Source organism: Actinomadura rudentiformis, assembly GCF_008923185.1.
Taxonomy (GTDB): Bacteria; Actinomycetota; Actinomycetes; order Streptosporangiales; family Streptosporangiaceae; genus Spirillospora; species Spirillospora rudentiformis.
In genome coordinates this window covers 62,505-77,861 of the sequence record NZ_WBMT01000004.1, presented here as the reverse complement: position 1 = coordinate 77,861, position 15,357 = coordinate 62,505, and the positions used below count along the sequence as shown (strand labels likewise).

The following is a 15,357-nucleotide window of genomic DNA, read 5'->3' as shown; positions in this document are numbered from 1 at the left end:
GATCAAGGTGGTCATTGCTGAATGAGTTGTGCCGCCTCGCGCAGTGCATCGTCCAGCGACTGGGGCTTGAGGCCGAAGGTGTCTTGGGTGTCGGCGGAGTCCATGACGAAAGGCCGTTCCCATTGGTAGCGAGTGGTGCGCAGTTCACGCACGACGGGGGCGAACACTCCGGCGGTCCACAGCACGGGGTAGGGGATCGTGGTCAGTTTGGGTGTCGGCGCCTGGGTGATCTCGGCGAACCTGGTGGCGAGCTGGCGCAAGGGCAGGGGTGGGTTGGTGGGGGCGTGCCAGGCTTTGCCCCATCCCCGCTCGTCACCGGCGACGGTGATCAGGGTGGTGGCCACGTCGTGGACTGAGGTGAAGCTGTGCGGCTGGTCGGGAGTGACCGGCAGCAGGGCGCGTTTACCGGCGAGCACTGGTTTGGCGACGGTAAGGCCGAAGACTCCGGTGCCCTGGATGAAGTCGCTTGCCCGTACTTCGGTGGCGCGGATCCGTCCCGCCTCGTGGGCGGCGAGCGCATCGCGCCACAGCTGGGCGCGCAGTCGCAGTTTGGGATGGGTTGCAGCGAGCGGGGTGGTCTCGGTCATGGGTCCGGCCACCGGTCCGTAGCCGTAGAGCGTGGCCGTGCTGGCGAGTACCGCGCCGGTGTGCTCCGCGGCGGCCAGGAGTGCGGAAGCCAGCGGTGGCCAGTCGGTCAGCCAGCGGTCATAGCGGGGGTTCGCGCAGTTGTAGAGCGCTACGGCGCCCTCGGCGATCGTGGTCAGCCGTTTGGCGTCGGTGGCGTCGGCGGCGATCCGTTCGATGGCCGGATGCTCCGGGCCGGCGCCGCTCCGGGTCACGATCTTGACCTGATCGCCGCGTTCGGCCAGCAGCCGCGCCGTGGCGATGCCCACAGCGCCGGCACCGACGATCACGTGCAATGACATTGAGATTTCCTTTTGGTCCTTCGAGAGTGGCCGCTCTCTGGGTCGGTTGCTGAAGGCGGGCATGGCCCGCTGGTCGCAGGTGTTGGGTGCTGGGAGAGAAGGGATGTGGCGATGTCCGCAGGGGTCATCGCGGAGCCGATCTCGTCGTGGCCCAGGGACCCGGATCGGTTATGGCCCGCGGTGGGCTGGTCGGTCGGTTTGGTGATCGCCGCCGGTGCGCCGGAGACGGTGAGATGCATGGGGGGCTCCTTGCTGCTGCGGGAGGGTCAGAAGGCGTAGGAGCCGAAGCGGCCCCAGGCGACCACGGCGGCCAGGATCAGCAGGACGGCGTTGAAGGCGATCGCGGAGGGTTCCCTGCGGAGGGCGTGGGTGATCGCGGCGAGGACCATCGTGATCGCCAGGCCGGTCGCGGCCAGCGGGGTGAGGACGGGGGCGATGCCGGTGACCGCGGGGAGGATGAGGCCGAGGGCGGCGGCGAACTCGACGGCGCCGATGAAGCGGACGGTGGCGGGCGAGAAGTCGGCGACCCAGGGCAGCTTGTCGATCAGCTTGTCCTTGGGCTGGGTGGACTTCATGACACCGGCCGTCGCGAACATGGCCGCGAGGACGGCCTGCAGGATCCACAGGAAGAGGTTCATGGAAAGTGGTGATCCTTCGGGAAGGGCGGAAGAGGTAAAGCGGGTGTCGGTCGCCCGTGGGCGGCGGACGGATGTGACGGCGGATGTCAGCCGTTGAAGACGGCCTCGGGCTGGTCGCGGTGCTGGTACAGGTCCCAGTACAGGGGTGCGATCTGCCCGGGGGTGGCTGCGGGGATGCCTTCGGGGCCGCCTTCGCCGATCCAGGTGTTGATCGCCACGTGCGCGGCGTGCACACCGCTGCCCGCCAGTTCGTTGTGCAGGTTGAGCACCCAGTTGCGCAATGCCGCGGCCGCGGCGTTGACGTTGCCGAGCATCGGGTTGGGGTGGATGGAGCCCCCGCCGGTGGTGAACAGCAGCGTCCCGGCTCTGGCCTTGCGCATGGCGGGCAGCACGGTGCGGGCGGCGGTGACGGCGCCGTAGAAGTTGTACTCGATCTGCGGCTGCAGGTTCTCCACCGTGACCTCGCTCGGGGCGGCCAGGGTGAAGCCGGGCACCGGCGAGTGCGGCGCCGGGGAGTACTCCAGCACGTCGATACCGCCGAAGCGGGCCGTCACCGCTTCGAGGGCGGCGGTGAGGGAAGGGCCGTCCATCACGTCGGCGGGGAACGCGGCGGCCGTGATGCCCTCCTGGCCGAGCTGGTCGACGAGGGCGTCCAGCTTGTCCTTGGTACGGGCGATGAGGGCGACGTCGAAGCCGCGTTTGCCGAAGGTGCGGGCGATGGCCAGGCCCATGCCGGGGCCGGCGCCGACGATGGCGATGACGGGCATGATCAGGTCTCTTTTCGTGGTGGAGGCGGGGATGGCTCAGGAGCAGGTGATGGCGAGCTTGCCGAGCTTGCCGGAGCTGAAGGCGGCGAACGCGTCCGTGGCCTGCTCCAGCGGGTAGACGGCGGTGATGGGTACGCGCAGCGCACCGGAGGCGGCGTCTTCGGCCAGCGCGGTGAGGGTCGCTGCGTTCGGGTCGGCCCTCATCGCGTGGACGGTGACGTCCTGGCGCCGGGTGTCGCCGGGGCCGAAACCGCCGGTGGCGGCGATCCTGCCGCCAGGCCGCAGCAGGCCCGCCAGCCGGGCGCCGTCGCCGGCCAGGTGCAGTACCGCGTCGACCCCGCCGGGGGCGAGCGCACCGACCTGGGCGTCCAGGTCGCCGGTGAAGTCGACCAGGTGCACCTCCGCGTCGGTCAGGGCGGCGACGAAGGCCGCCTGCGCGCCGGGACGGGCAGTGGCGATCACCTTGGCGCCGCGAGCCGCGGCGAGCTGCACGGCCAGCGCACCGACGCCGCCGGTGGCGCCGGAGATCAGCACCGTCTCGCCTGTGGCCAGGGCCACGGCGTTCACACTGTCCAGTGCGGCAGTCCCGGCCAGGCCCAGCGCGCCGGCGTCCTGCACGCTCAGCCCCTCGGGGATGGGCGCGACGCCGTAGGCGGCGGGGACGGTGACGTACTGCGCGAGCGACCCGGAGCCCAGGAACGGCTTCATCACCACACCGAAGACCGCATCGCCCACCGCGAAGCCGTCCACGCCCTCCCCGAGCGCCTCGACAGTCCCCGCGAAATCCCCGCCGATCACTAGCGGGAACCGGTGCTCCATCACCCCCTGCATGTAACCGGCGGCGGTGGCGGCATCGATGCCGTTCAGCGAAGCGGCGGCCACCTTGACCAGCAGTTCACCGGCCTCCGGGCGCGGGGCCTCGACCTCGGTCACAGCGGGTTTCGCGGGGATGGATTGAAGAGTTACAGCACGCACAGCACTCACCCTTACCAGAAGTGGAACGGCCTTCCCGTTTCCATGATGTCAGCGTAACAAACTAAGTGGGTAGGTTGTTCCACTTGGGTAGGGTGGCAGCATGACAGCGCCCGCCGACCCGGCCGAAACCTCCGCCGAAACCCGCGGCCAGCAGCCCGAGCAGGGCCTGCGTGCCGATGCCGAACGCAACCGCGACCGCATCCTGGCCGCCGCCCGCCGCCTGTACGCCACCCAGGGCCTAGGCGTGTCCATGGCCTCCGTCGCCCGCGAGGCAGGTGTGGGCAAGGCCACCCTGTCCCGCCGCTTCGCCAGCCGCGAGGAGCTGATCGCCGCGGTCTTCGCCGACCGGATGGACGCCTACGCCGATGCTGTCGCCGAGGCACTCGCCGATCCCGACCCCTGGCACGGCTTCACCGGCTACATCGAAGCCGTCTGCGCCATGCAGGCCACCGACCGGGGCTTCGCCGACGTCCTGACCATGACCTTCCCTACCGCCAGGGCATTCGAAGCTCGGCGCACCGAGGCCTACAACGGGTTCCTCGAACTCATCACCCGCGCCCAGGCCAGCGGACACCTGCGCGACGACTTCACCTCACAAGACCTGGTCATCCTCCTGATGGCCAACGCCGGCGTCATCGCCGCCACCGGCGACGACGCCCCCGACACCTGGCGCCGCCTGGTCGGTCAGATGCTCCGCGCCTATGCCACCCCCGGGACCGACCTGCCGCCCCTGGTCCCGGCGCCCGCTCCCCGCGCCCTCTACCGCGCCATGATCCGACTCGCCCGCCCGGTACCGGGCACGTCCTGAACCACCCCGGCGAACGGAGCCAGGGCGCGTTCCCTCACCTGCGGCCCTCCCCCTGCGGCCCGCCGGGCTGGCGCGGCGCATAGCTTTGTAGAGGGCACTGTTTGCTCCGGCCCTCGTTCCTGCCGAGCAGCGCGGCCGGGCGCTTGCGACCGTCGGCGCGGGCATGGCCGTCGCCACCGCAGTCGGAGTGCCGCTCGGCACGCTGATTGGCGGGGCCTTCGGATGGCGCGCCACGTTCCTGGCCTTGGCCGCGCTCGGCGTCACCGTGCTGTGGAGCGCCGGAGCATTCACCGTGCTGACGTACATCGGGCCCATCCTCGACGAGGTGGGCGGGGTACGTGGCGAGGCGCTGAGCCTGTGGCTGCTGGTTTTCGGGTTCGCGGCCGTGGCTGGCAACGCCCTCGGCGGGCGGGCCACCGACCACCGCCCCACGCTGTGGCTCGCGGTGGCCTGTACGGCCGGGCTCGCCGTCGCGCCGACCGCAGGCCTCCAGCGAGGCGGTGTCGTCGGGGAGCAGGTGCTCGTAGGCGGCGGGTGGCGGGGTGGGGCAGGCGCCCCGTTGTCTCGGCTCGACTCCTCGACCGGGATGGGCTGGAGGCCGTCGTGCATGCGGCTGGTGTAAAGGCGGCCGTCCAAGTGGTCGAGTTTGTGGGCGACCAGCGGGCCGGTACGAGCTTGGCCGCCGTCGCGAGGCCCCGGAGCCGACAGGCTCGATCAGCCGATCGGTGGTGCGAGGTATTCCAGCGCATAACCGTCGCCGGAGGGGGTTACGCGGGCGATGCCGGGTGAGTCGAGGTGGGCGCCGGCCACGAAGTGGTGTGGCCGGGTCAGTTGTTCGAGGAGGGCCGCTCGCGCGGCGCGGGCCTGGGACTGGTTGCCGTCGAGCTCCCAGGACACGTTCGGATGATCGAATTGGAGCGTGGGAACGTGAACGGTGTCGCCCCAGGCGAGAAGGTGGCCGGTGCCGCTCCTGACGTCGTAGACGGTGTGACCGGGTGTGTGGCCCGGTGTCGGGACCGCGGTGGTCCAGTCGTTGATCGCGACCTTCTCCGACACGGGTACGACCCGGTCGCGGATCGGCTCGAGCCGCCCCGTGAACACCGAGGTGTCGCCCGCGCCGATCCACACGCGCTCGAGGTTGGTGAACGCCTCTGAACCGTCCGGCGCGATCAGGCCGCTCACGTGGTCTTCGTGCTTGTGGGTGATGGCCACATCGGTGACGTGCGCGCGGTCGATTCCCGCTTCGTCGAGCGCGTCGTAGATCAATCCCATGGTGGGGTCGTGCCAGGCGTTGGACGCGCCGGTGTCGATGAGAACCGACCGCGTGCCGTCGGTGACGAAGAAGGCGTTGACCGACAGCCGCAAGTTGTCGCCGGCCAGCGGGACGGCGGCCGGCAGCTCATCGAGCGTGCGCCCGTCCTCGTCGCGGAGCCGTGTCGGCGGCATGTCGATGTACCCGTCTCGCAACGAGATCACCTGCAGATCGCCGAATTCGAACGTGGCATGGTGCTGGCCACTCGAGATCAAACGCATGGAACCTCCGTCGTGTTGGGGCGCACATCGCGTGTCTCCAATAGAAGAACATGTCTTCTTTAGGAGAAACCCTACACTGTGCGCGGCGAGGTACCCATCGATCGAGGAGCACGGTGATCGAGCAAGACGGAAACGCGGCCGAATCCCAGCACGGTGACGACCTGGCCGGCGCGTTCGGCGGCAACGTGCGGCGACGCCGCGAGGAGGCGGGCCTGACGCTGGAGCAGTTGTCCACACAGTCGTCGGTCAGCCGGGCGATGCTGTCCAAGGTCGAACGCGGTGAGAAGAGCCCGACCATCGGCGTCGCGTCCAGGATCGCCCACGCGCTCGACGCGTCGCTCTCGGACCTGATCGGTGCGCCGGCTGCTGCCGCGTCCGGTGTGGCCGTTGTCATGCGCAAGAACGATCGCCCCGTTTTCCGTGACCCGGAAACCGGCTTCGAGCGGCACATGGTGTCAGCGGCCCCGGGCGCGGGAGGAGCCGAGATGGTCGTCCACTACCTCCCCGCGCAGGTCTCCACCGGGCTGCTGCCCGCGTATCCGCCGGGTACGGAGAAACAACTCGTAGTGCTCGAAGGCACCCTCACCGTCGCGATCGGCGGGATCAACGAGACCCTGAACACAGGCGACTCCCTGTTCTTCCAGGCCGACGCGGACCACGGCTTCGCCAACCGAACGAACGCTCCTTGCGAATACATCATGGTCATCTCGCGCAGAACCTGATCGGCCGCAGCCTGGACAAGGTCGGCTAGGGCATCGCCGAACTTGGGTGAGCGTGGCCGGCAGCCGCGCCCGGGGACTCAACCTCTGCTGTCACCGGGGTTTCCCGCGCAGCCGCAGCCATGGGCCATCGCCGTGCCCTTCGCGGGGGGCTGATCGGAGTCGGCGGCCGGGCCCGCAAGTCCTCGGTGATGGTGAACCGGCCATCGGCAACCGCTCACACCGACCATCAACACGCGCCTGCCGCATCCCGCGCCACACCGTCCGCCGACTGGCAGAACGATGCAGAACCGCAGCCAGGCATCAACCAGCTGGGCCGGTCGCCGGTCTCCTTCCAGCGGGTCACCGTGGAGGCGGTAGTGCGCTCACCATCCGTTGCCGGTCAGGTGGCGGTTCCGCCGCGCAGTTGCGCGTTGAGCCGGGCGGCCTGGCGCGTGAGGTGGGCGCGTTCGTCGAGGTTGGGCGCCGACCGGGCGGCTTCGGCGTAGAGCCGTGCCGCGGTCGCCGGGTCACCGTCCCGCTCGTGCAGGTACGCCGCGGCGGCGGTGTGGCGGGGCAGCGAGGGGTCGAGGTCCGCCAGGGCGGCCAGCCCGGCCCGCGGGCCGTCGGCCTCGCCGACCGCGACGGCCCGGTTGAGGCGGGCCACCGGGTTGTCGGTGAGGCGCACGAGTTCGTCGTACCACTCGACGATCTGAACCCAGTCGGTCTCCTCCACCGTTGGGGCGTCGGCGTGGAGCGCGGCGATGGCGGCCTGGGCCTGGAATTCGCCGAGCCGGTCGCGGGCGAGGGCCGCCTGGAGAATGTCCACGCCTTCGGCGATCATGCAGGTGTCCCACAGGCTCCGGTTCTGCTCAGCGAGAGGCACGAGCCTGCCGTCGGGGCCGGTACGTGCCGGGCGCCGCGCGTGGTGGAGCAACATGAGCGCGAGCAGGCCCGCCACTTCCTCATGCTTGGTCATCGCCGTCAGCTGGCGGGTGAGCCGGATCGCCTCGGCGGCGAGGTCGACGTCGCCGGAATAGCCCTCGTTGAAGACGAGGTAGAGCACCCGCAGCACCGTGGCGACGTCACCGGGCTGGTTGAACCGGACGGACGAGACGGTCCGCTTGGCCCGGCTGATGCGCTGGGCCATGGTCGCCTCGGGCACGAGGTAGGCCTGCGCGATCTGGCGGGTGGTCAGGCCGCCGACCGCGCGCAGCGTGAGCGCGACGGCTGAGGCCGGCGTCAGGGACGGGTGCGCGCACAGAAAATACAGTTGGAGCGTGTCGTCCACCGCCTCGCCGGGGCAAGGGGCGGGGGCGGGCTCGTCCTCGACGAGCTCCTCGCGCCGCCGCCGGGAGCTGTCGGCGCGTGCGGCGTCGAGGAACTTGCGCCAGGCCACCGTGACCAGCCAGCCCTTGGCGTCCCGCGGCGGATCATCCGCCCATACCCGCACGGCCTCGACCAGGGCTTCCTGTACGGCGTCCTCGGCCGCCGCGAAGTCGGCTCCACGGCGGCCGAGAATGCCGATCACAGTGGGCGTGAGGGTCCGAAGGAGGGCCTCGTCCACCATCACTCCGTAATGGTCGGGGGCGGCGTCAGGAGCGGGCGCACCTCAAGCCACTCCTGGACCGGCTTCCCACCGGCGCCCGGGGCGGCCGACAGCTCGGCGGCCAGCTCGAGCGCCCGTTCGTAGGTCTCGACGTCGATCACTGTCCAGCCGGCGATCAGGTCCTTGGTCTCAGCGAACGGGCCGTCGGTGATCGGCGGCCGTCCCTCACCGTCATAGCGGACGAACGTGCCCTCCGGGGAGAGCGCCCTGTGGTCGACGAACTCGCCCGTCTCCTCCAGGCGGCTCGCGAAATCCTCCATGTACTTGAGGTGCGCCGAGATCTCCTCCGGCGTCCACTGGTCCATCGGCACGTCGTTGACCGATGCCGGGGCGCCCCGGTAGTGCTTGAGCAACAGGTACTTGGCCATCATGATCTCCCTGGTGTGCAGGGCTCATTGTGGCCGCGTTCAGTGCGCGACGGAGCGGAGTACGGATTCTCGACATTCCCCCGGAGCGATTCCCGGCGGATTTCAGGCTTGCTGCTCCTTCTGCCAGCGCTCGTGGCGCTGGCGGATCAGCTCCTCGACCGCGCTCGGCAGGGTGGTTTCGAAGTCGATCAGCTTTGCCCATGTCGGGGTCACGACGATGCGGACCATGCTGTCGTAGAGCGAGCGGACCTCGGCCTCCCATTCGACCCGCTGTTCAGGGGTCATCTGGTAGGTGCCGTTCGCCTGGAGGTATTCCTCCGGGATGCCCTGGACCAGGTCCAGTTCGGCCCGGCCGCGGATGAGCAGGATCTTGGGCGGGTGCACCTCGGTGTCAATGGTCAGGGCGACCATCGGGTTCGCGCGCAGGGATCCCAGCTTCGGGGCGTTCGTGGTGGTGCACATGACGATCTCCGCACCGTTCCAGGTGAATCCGATCGGGACATTGCGCGGCGTGCCGTCCTTGGCGACGTAGGCCAACCGGGTCAGGTCGCGGGCCAGCAACTCCTGGCTCAGCGGCCGGTTCAGGATCTCGGTGATCTCGTTCTGGTCCATGGTCGTTCCTCCGTCGGGCGGGCGGCCCGTCGTGGCCGCTGATGTCCCTGGGACGGAGCCCGCCGGTCGTTCTCGACATCCCGAGTACATCGATTTTGGGAAGACCTACGCCGGCGTGACGTCCATGCCCCTCAGCCAGGCAGAACCTCCGCGGAAAGGCTCGGGCCGTCTATGAGGCCGGCTGGTTGCTGGTGTCGGTCAACACCGCGCGTGCAGCGGCGAGGATGTCTTCCGAGAGCGCGTGGCCTTTGGTTGCGCGGGCGAGGACGAGGGCACCGACCATGGTGCACAGCCGGGCGATACCGTCCTCCCCTTCGGCGGCGAACCAGGCGGCGGTGTCGCCGAGCTGTTCGGTGAAGATGCGGCGAGCCTCGGCGTCGCCGTGGCCGCGGGCGATGTCGACGCCGAGCCCGGCGACGGGGCAGCCCTCCGCGGCACTGTCGCGGTGTTCAGTCGAGAGGTATGCGTCGATGAACGCCCGCTGGGCGGCGGCGCGGTTCCCGGGGTGCCGTTCGAGTGCGGTGGCACGCAGGCGGGCGTGTTCGTCGAAGGCGTGTGCGGTCGCCTCACCGATGAGCGCCTCCTTCGAGGCGAACTGCTTGTAGAACCCGCCGTGGGTCAGCCCTGCCGCTTTCATCAGGTCGGCGACGCTGACCTCGGTGCCCTGCTCGCGGAAGAGCCGGGAAGCCTGGTCGACGACCCGCTCGCGGTTCTGCCGTGCCTGTGCCTGTGACACGCGACCCATGGACGCCCCCTCATTGAATGTTGGTCGTCATCTATCCTATGCTCTCCTCTTAGATTATGTTTGTAATCTAAATCCGGGGCCGAGACCGGCCCTCACCCAAGGAGGCAGACATGGAACTGAACGGCGCGATTGCGGTGGTCACGGGCGCCAACCGCGGCCTGGGGCGTCACCTGGCGACGCAGCTGCTGGAGCGCGGCGCGTCGGTCTATGCGGCGGTGCGCCGCCCCGACGAGCTGGACCTGCCGGGCGTCACCCCGCTCCGACTCGACGTCACCGACCACGGATCAATCCAGACCGCCGCTGAGATCGCCACCGACGCCAACCTCTTGATCAACAATGCCGGGATCTCCACCGGCACACCCCTGATCGCCGGTGACTTCGAGGCGGTCCACCGGGAGCTGGAGACGAACTTCTACGGCCCCCTTGCCGTCACGAGGGCGTTCGCGCCGGTCATCCAGGGCAACGGCGGCGGCGCGGTCCTGAACATCCTGTCGGTGATCTCGTGGGTGCACCCGGCTCAGGCTGGGGCGTACGCGGCAGCCAAGGCCGCCGCATGGGCAATGACCGACGCGGTCCGCGAAGAGCTCGAACCCCGCGGAATCAGCGTCTCGGGTCTCCATGTCGGCTTCATCGACACCGACATGACCGCAGGTATGCCCGACGTTCCGAAGGCCGACCCCGCCGACGTCGCCGCCCAGGCGCTCGACGGGATCGCCAAAGGCCAGCCGGAAATCCTGGCCGACGATCTCACCCGCCAGGTCCGCCTCGGCCTGGCGCACGGCCCCATCCCGACTCGCGTCGCCTGACCAACGCCGCGCCCGGACCAGCGTCGCACCCGAGGCGCGCACGCGCGCCGGGATCCGCAGCGTTCTGGGCTTCATCAGCGAAGATCTGCGCCGCGGGCGGGTCCTGTTCGCCGAGGTGCAGGGGAACGAGCTCTTGGCCGCCCGTCGCCGAGCCGCTCAGACCAACCTGCTGGAGGGGCTGCTGGCGATGAGCCGCACAGACCCGACACCACGCCGCTCCCGGTCGTCATCGCCGCGACGATGTTCACCGGCGCCATGAACCAGCTGGCGTGGCAGTGGCCGACGGGTTCCTTGGAGACGACCTGGACGCGGTCGTCGACCACGCCGTGCAACGGGCCAGCTGTGGGAGTTTGGCTGAGCCGAACAGCAGCAGGACGACGGCAAGGATGATGAGGATCTCGGCGCTTCCGAAATTCGCCATGATGGCCCTTCAGCATTGAGGGTGTGTCGCTCGGTGCGTACCACTGATCGAGGACCGTTACCGACATCCATGTCGGCTAGGGTGAGGGCAGCGAGGGAGGGAGTCAAGGCGCATGGGGGCGAATCCGCCGAAATCCCGGATGCGTGGGCCGGCGCGCAAGGCGGTCATCACGTCGACGGCTTTGAAGGTCTTCGCCGACAAGGGCTATCACGGCACGTCCCTGGGTGACATCGCTGCGGCCGCCGGCGTCGCACGGACCGTGCTGTACGACCACTTCCCCTCCAAGCGGGTGCTGCTGCTGGCGGTGATGCAGGAGCAGAACGCCGCGCTGGTGGAATACGTGGGTGCGCGGATCACCGGCTCGGGCTCACCCGAGCAGCGCATGCGGTCGACCATCGATGCCTATTTCGGCTTCGCCCAATCCAGCCCCGCCGCGCGCAAGCTGCTGTTCGACCACTCCGCCGAGGACGATCCTGAGATCCGGACCGTCCGGCAGGGGATTCGCGAGTCCCGCACTCGGGCGGTGACCGCCCTGCTCGCGGGCGATATGCGGATGGTGGGAGTGGATCCGGGTGAGCCGATCGCCGAAGCCATGGTGGAGCTGATCATCAACGGGCTGGACGGCGTGGCGCAGTGGTGGGAGCGCCATCCCCATATGCCGAAGGAAATGCTGGTCGAGGGAGCCATGCGGCTGCTGTGGACCGGTCTGGGCAACGCGGAGCTGCACGAATGAACCGCGTTCGATAAAGGTCATCGACGCGCGAATCTTCGCCTCCATCGAGCCGCCGCCAGGGTTGACGCCCGGCGGCGGCTTCCTCATAGTGGGGGATCACTCAACCGACACAAGTGTCGGTTAGGGCGCCACCCCATCCCTGAGGAGTGAACCGTGGACGACACGACTCCCGATGGCACCACCCCGAACCGCACCGCTGCGTCCGAGAGCCCCTCCCCCGAAGGCTCCCCCGGCCTGGACCGCCGCAGATTCGTCACCGGCACTCTGGCGGCCGCCGGAGCCGTGGCCGCCGCCGCGGCCATGGGCGGCAACCAGTCCGCGTCCGCCGCCACCTCCGCCTCCGCGCGGCGGGCGCCGCGCACCCGAAGGTTCACCGCCGGACGCCGGGTGGCGGTGTTCGGGGGCGGCATGGGCGGCTTCACCGTGGCCCATGAGCTGGCCGAACGCGGATTCCAGGTCACCGTCTACGAGCGCAAGGCCTGGGGCGGCAAATGCCGCAGCATGCCTGTGCCGGGCACCGGTTCCGGCGGCCGGCAGGATCTGCCTGGCGAGCACGGCTTCCGCTTCTTCCCCGGCTTCTACCAGAACCTGCCCGACACCATGGCGCGCATCCCGCTGCCAGGCGGGGGTGACGCGGCGGGCAACCTGGTATCGGGCAAGGAGGTCGTGGCGTTCTACAACGGCGCCAAGTTCACGCTGCCCGCAGCCGGAAGCATCGAGGGCACGCTCAGCCCCGAGTCGCTGCTGGCGTTCCTCAACACTGCGGTCAAGGTGGTCGGGACCGTTCCGGCGTGGGAGGTCGCCTACTTCCTGCAGAAGATGATCGCGTTCGTCACCAGCGGACCTCAGCGACGGCTCAAGCAGTGGGAGAACATGAGCTTCTCCCAGTTCGTCCACTCGGAGAAGATGTCCAAGCCCTACCGCGAGCTGCTGGTGGACATGTTCACCGGCACGCTCGTGGCGGCCAAGCCCGACAAGGCCAACGCCCACACCATGGGCCTGATGGCCGAGGCGTGGGTCTACAGCACGCTCGGCCTGGGCGGCTACAAGGCCCCCGACCGGCTGCTGAACGCCCCCACCAACGAGGCGCTCATCGACCCGTGGATGAACCACCTGCGTTCACTCGGCGTCACGTTCCAATCCAACGCCACCCTCACCGGCCTGACCGTGGCCGACAAGCGCATCACCGGCGCCCAGGTCACCGGCCCCGGCGGCCCAGGCGCGATCGAAGCCGACCACTACGTGCTGGCCGTGCCGGTCGAACGCGCCGTTCCGCTGCTCAACGACGCCATTCTGGCCGCCGACCCGTCGCTGAGGTCTCTGCGTGAGCTGACCACCGACTGGATGAACGGGCTGATGATCTACCTGCGCCAGCCGATCAACCTGGCCCGCGGGCACGTCGCCTACGCCGCCCAGCCCTGGGCGCTCACCTCCATCAGCCAGGCCCAGTTCTGGAAGAACAAGTTCGGCACCACCTACGGCAAGGGCGACGTCAACGAGTGCCTGTCGATCGACATCTCCGCCTGGGACGTGCCAGGCATCCTGTACGGCAAGCCCGCTCGCGACTGCACCAGCGAGCAGATCTTCAAAGAGGTCGTCGCTCAGCTGCGCAAGGCCATCCCCTGGGGCCCGGTCGTCCTGAACGACCTCAACATCCACTCCTACTTCCTCGATCCCGCCATCACCGGCAACGGCACCCCGCAGGTCGCCAACGACGAACCACTGCTGATCAACAAGCCCAGCTCGTGGAACCACCGGCCCGAAGCCACCACCGCCCTGCCCAACCTGTTCCTGGCCTCCGACTACGTCCGCGCCGACATCAACCTGGCCACCATGGAGGCCGCCAACGAAGCCGGCCGCAAGGCCGCCAACGCGATTCTGGACGCCGCCGGCGTTGGCGGCAGCCGCGCCACCCTTAAGAAGCTCTACCTGCCGAACGAGTTCAAGGGCTTCTATGACGAGGACGACCGCCGCTTCAACAGAGGCGAGGCCAACGCCTTCGACCTGTATGACCCCGCCAAGCCCTGACCCTGCAATCCGGCTCTGAGGCCTGTCGGTCGCCCGAAGCGGCCACGTCGGTCGCCGCAAACGACCGCCGCCCGTCCCGCTTCCAAGGCCACGACCCCAAGCCGCCGCTCGCGGTCCGCAGCCAGCACTGGAGCGCTGGCTCCGGACCGCGAGCGGCCGGAGGGCTCTCCATGTCCCTGCTGTTCGAGTCCCTCGCCGTGCTCTCCACCGGCATCTATTTCACCGGACAGGTCTACTTCAAGATCGCCGCCGCCGCCGCCGGCGACGGCGACGGCGACGGCGACGGCGCGGTCGAACTCACCTCGGCCACCTCCACGGCGCCCATGGCCGAGGTGGGCTCCGCCGTGCCGTCTCTCCTCACCGACCGATTGCTAGGAGCACGCCATGCCACTCCAAACACGCCTGCCCCATCCCGGCTGGATGACCAAGCCTCCCTGGAACATCACGCTGCGGCTCCTGGCTCCCGGTGACATCCGCGCCACACCCTCGCAGCTGGCCGCGTTCCGCACGTTCGCCCACGCCGGTGATCCACTCGCCGCGGACGTGGCGGAGATGATCGCCCGGATGCCCGGATCGACCGGTCGTCGGCTGTTCGAACGGGCACTGCAGAACGGCATCGACTCGCTGGACAATCCGCCACGGGAGTTGGTGGCGCTGTTCGCCGAGGTGGACGCCGTTCCCTATTGGGTGGATCCCGACCTGCTCGAACGTGGCGCCCGCGTCGTGTGCAGGACCGGCTTGCTGGGCTTGACCATGGTGATGCCGTGCGCCTCGCTGTACGGCGGCTACCTGGCCTCGCGCGCGAACAAGACCCTCGTGCGCACCGGTGACCTGGAGACCATGGCCGCCCGGCGGCTCGCCGAGACCGCGAGCTGGTGGGTGGACGTCACCACCCCGGGCGCCCTGGGCCGCTACGACGCCGGTTTCAAGAACACTTTGCGCGTCCGCATCATGCACGCCCAGGTCCGGGCCGCCATGAACGAACGCGACGACTGGGACCACGACGCCTGGGACGCCCCGATCAACCAGATCCAGCTCACCGGGACCCTCCTGTTGTTCTCCCTGGTCATGCTGCTCGGCTCACGCGCCATCGGGCTGCGGTTCTCGCCCGCCGAACGCGCCGCGGTCGTGCACCTGTGGCGCTACGTCGGCCACCTCATGGGCGTCCACCCCGACCTGCTGCCCGCCAACGAGGCAGATGCCTGGCGGTTGCTCTGGCTGGAGGCGGCCACCGAATACCTGCCCGACCAGGACTCCCAGCGCCTCGCCCGCGCCCTCATGAACGCCGCCGCCCCGCTCCTGCTCCCGCGCCTTTTGAAACGTTCCGGCACCGCACGTCGCGCCCTGACCACCTACCTGATGTCCTACAGCCGCTTGATCCTCGGCCGCCGCAACGCCGACTTCCTCGGCACCCCCAACGACAAGCCGTACCAGATCGCCGTCGCGGCGACGGCCGCCGCCGTGTTCGCCCTGGAGACGGCTCGCACCATGATCCCGGCCGCTACCCGGCTGAGCGAGCGTCGGGGTCAGCGCCGCCGCACCGCCTTGATCCGCCGCATGGTCCGCGAACAGCACGCAGACCTCACCCACCGCCGCCGCGACCCGAGCACCGCCGTCGTCAACGGCACAGGCACCAAACGGCACACCGTCAACCACCGGCTCCTGTAGCCCGTTCGGCAGACCTCCTGCC

The 15,357-nt window shown here is 69.4% G+C and carries 18 protein-coding genes; 8 read left to right on the top strand and 10 right to left on the bottom strand.

Features of this window, described 5'->3' with window-relative positions:
• Positions 1 to 11: 11 nt before the first annotated feature.
• From F8566_RS09500 to F8566_RS09485, 4 genes are all read right to left on the bottom strand, one after another.
• Positions 12 to 926 (bottom strand): NAD-dependent epimerase/dehydratase family protein, encoded by a 915-nt coding sequence (locus tag F8566_RS09500; protein WP_151559624.1) that lies wholly within the window; start codon positions 924 to 926, stop codon positions 12 to 14.
• 266 nt (positions 927 to 1,192) lie between these two features.
• A complete protein-coding gene (locus F8566_RS09495) occupies positions 1,193 to 1,564 on the bottom strand; it encodes a DoxX family protein (protein WP_151559622.1) in 372 nt (123 codons plus the stop codon).
• Between the two features lie 86 nt (positions 1,565 to 1,650).
• Positions 1,651 to 2,331, bottom strand: coding sequence for an SDR family NAD(P)-dependent oxidoreductase (locus tag F8566_RS09490; RefSeq protein ID WP_151559620.1), 681 nt, complete (start codon positions 2,329 to 2,331; stop codon positions 1,651 to 1,653).
• Between the two features lie 36 nt (positions 2,332 to 2,367).
• Positions 2,368 to 3,264, bottom strand: a complete 897-nt coding sequence (locus F8566_RS09485; protein ID WP_225993006.1) for an NADP-dependent oxidoreductase — start codon at positions 3,262 to 3,264, stop codon at positions 2,368 to 2,370.
• Between the two features lie 142 nt (positions 3,265 to 3,406).
• Here F8566_RS09485 and F8566_RS09480 point away from each other — a divergent pair, with 142 nt between their 5' ends.
• The gene (locus F8566_RS09480) at positions 3,407 to 4,114 is read left to right on the top strand and encodes a TetR/AcrR family transcriptional regulator (RefSeq protein ID WP_151559616.1); all 708 of its coding nucleotides are present in this window, start codon (positions 3,407 to 3,409) and stop codon (positions 4,112 to 4,114) included.
• Positions 4,115 to 4,211: 97 nt separating this feature from the next.
• Positions 4,212 to 4,736, top strand: coding sequence for an MFS transporter (locus F8566_RS09475; protein ID WP_151559614.1), 525 nt, complete (start codon positions 4,212 to 4,214; stop codon positions 4,734 to 4,736).
• 92 nt (positions 4,737 to 4,828) lie between these two features.
• On the opposite strand, the gene F8566_RS09470 is transcribed toward F8566_RS09475, so the two are convergent.
• On the bottom strand, positions 4,829 to 5,647 hold the full coding sequence (locus F8566_RS09470; protein WP_151559612.1) for an MBL fold metallo-hydrolase: 819 nt from the start codon (positions 5,645 to 5,647) through the stop codon (positions 4,829 to 4,831).
• Positions 5,648 to 5,760: 113 nt separating this feature from the next.
• Here F8566_RS09470 and F8566_RS09465 point away from each other — a divergent pair, with 113 nt between their 5' ends.
• A complete protein-coding gene (locus F8566_RS09465; protein ID WP_151559610.1) occupies positions 5,761 to 6,369 on the top strand; it encodes a helix-turn-helix domain-containing protein in 609 nt (202 codons plus the stop codon).
• Between the two features lie 379 nt (positions 6,370 to 6,748).
• Here the strand turns inward: F8566_RS09465 and F8566_RS09460 are convergent, their stop codons facing one another.
• The 4 genes from F8566_RS09460 to F8566_RS09445 all read right to left on the bottom strand — a co-directional run bounded on the left by F8566_RS09460 (position 6,749) and on the right by F8566_RS09445 (position 9,679).
• Entirely contained in the window at positions 6,749 to 7,912 is a 1,164-nt protein-coding gene (locus tag F8566_RS09460; RefSeq protein WP_151560134.1) for an RNA polymerase sigma factor, read from the bottom strand.
• A 2-nt stretch (positions 7,913 to 7,914) separates the two neighbouring features.
• A complete protein-coding gene (locus F8566_RS09455; protein ID WP_151560133.1) occupies positions 7,915 to 8,322 on the bottom strand; it encodes a YciI family protein in 408 nt (135 codons plus the stop codon).
• 102 nt (positions 8,323 to 8,424) lie between these two features.
• On the bottom strand, positions 8,425 to 8,934 hold the full coding sequence (locus tag F8566_RS09450) for a pyridoxamine 5'-phosphate oxidase family protein (protein ID WP_151559608.1): 510 nt from the start codon (positions 8,932 to 8,934) through the stop codon (positions 8,425 to 8,427).
• A 169-nt stretch (positions 8,935 to 9,103) separates the two neighbouring features.
• Positions 9,104 to 9,679: a TetR/AcrR family transcriptional regulator gene (locus F8566_RS09445; RefSeq protein ID WP_151559606.1), complete on the bottom strand. Its 576-nt coding sequence runs from the start codon at positions 9,677 to 9,679 to the stop codon at positions 9,104 to 9,106.
• Between the two features lie 110 nt (positions 9,680 to 9,789).
• On the opposite strand from F8566_RS09445, the gene F8566_RS09440 reads away from it, so the two are divergent.
• A complete protein-coding gene (locus F8566_RS09440) occupies positions 9,790 to 10,485 on the top strand; it encodes an SDR family oxidoreductase (protein ID WP_151559604.1) in 696 nt (231 codons plus the stop codon).
• A gap of 244 nt (positions 10,486 to 10,729) precedes the next feature.
• Here the strand turns inward: F8566_RS09440 and F8566_RS09435 are convergent, their stop codons facing one another.
• Positions 10,730 to 10,906, bottom strand: a complete 177-nt coding sequence (locus F8566_RS09435) for a twin-arginine translocase TatA/TatE family subunit (protein ID WP_151559602.1) — start codon at positions 10,904 to 10,906, stop codon at positions 10,730 to 10,732.
• A 112-nt stretch (positions 10,907 to 11,018) separates the two neighbouring features.
• Between F8566_RS09435 and F8566_RS09430 the strand changes: the two genes are divergently transcribed.
• From F8566_RS09430 to F8566_RS09415, 4 genes are all read left to right on the top strand, one after another.
• The gene (locus F8566_RS09430; protein ID WP_225993005.1) at positions 11,019 to 11,639 is read left to right on the top strand and encodes a TetR/AcrR family transcriptional regulator; all 621 of its coding nucleotides are present in this window, start codon (positions 11,019 to 11,021) and stop codon (positions 11,637 to 11,639) included.
• Between the two features lie 153 nt (positions 11,640 to 11,792).
• Positions 11,793 to 13,667: a hydroxysqualene dehydroxylase gene (locus F8566_RS09425; RefSeq protein ID WP_225993004.1), complete on the top strand. Its 1,875-nt coding sequence runs from the start codon at positions 11,793 to 11,795 to the stop codon at positions 13,665 to 13,667.
• Positions 13,668 to 13,837: 170 nt separating this feature from the next.
• On the top strand, positions 13,838 to 14,137 hold the full coding sequence (locus F8566_RS09420; protein ID WP_151559600.1) for a hypothetical protein: 300 nt from the start codon (positions 13,838 to 13,840) through the stop codon (positions 14,135 to 14,137).
• Positions 14,088 to 15,335, top strand: coding sequence for an oxygenase MpaB family protein (locus F8566_RS09415; RefSeq protein ID WP_225993003.1), 1,248 nt, complete (start codon positions 14,088 to 14,090; stop codon positions 15,333 to 15,335). The genes F8566_RS09420 and F8566_RS09415 overlap by 50 nt, the downstream gene beginning before the upstream one ends.
• Positions 15,336 to 15,357 lie beyond the last annotated feature (22 nt).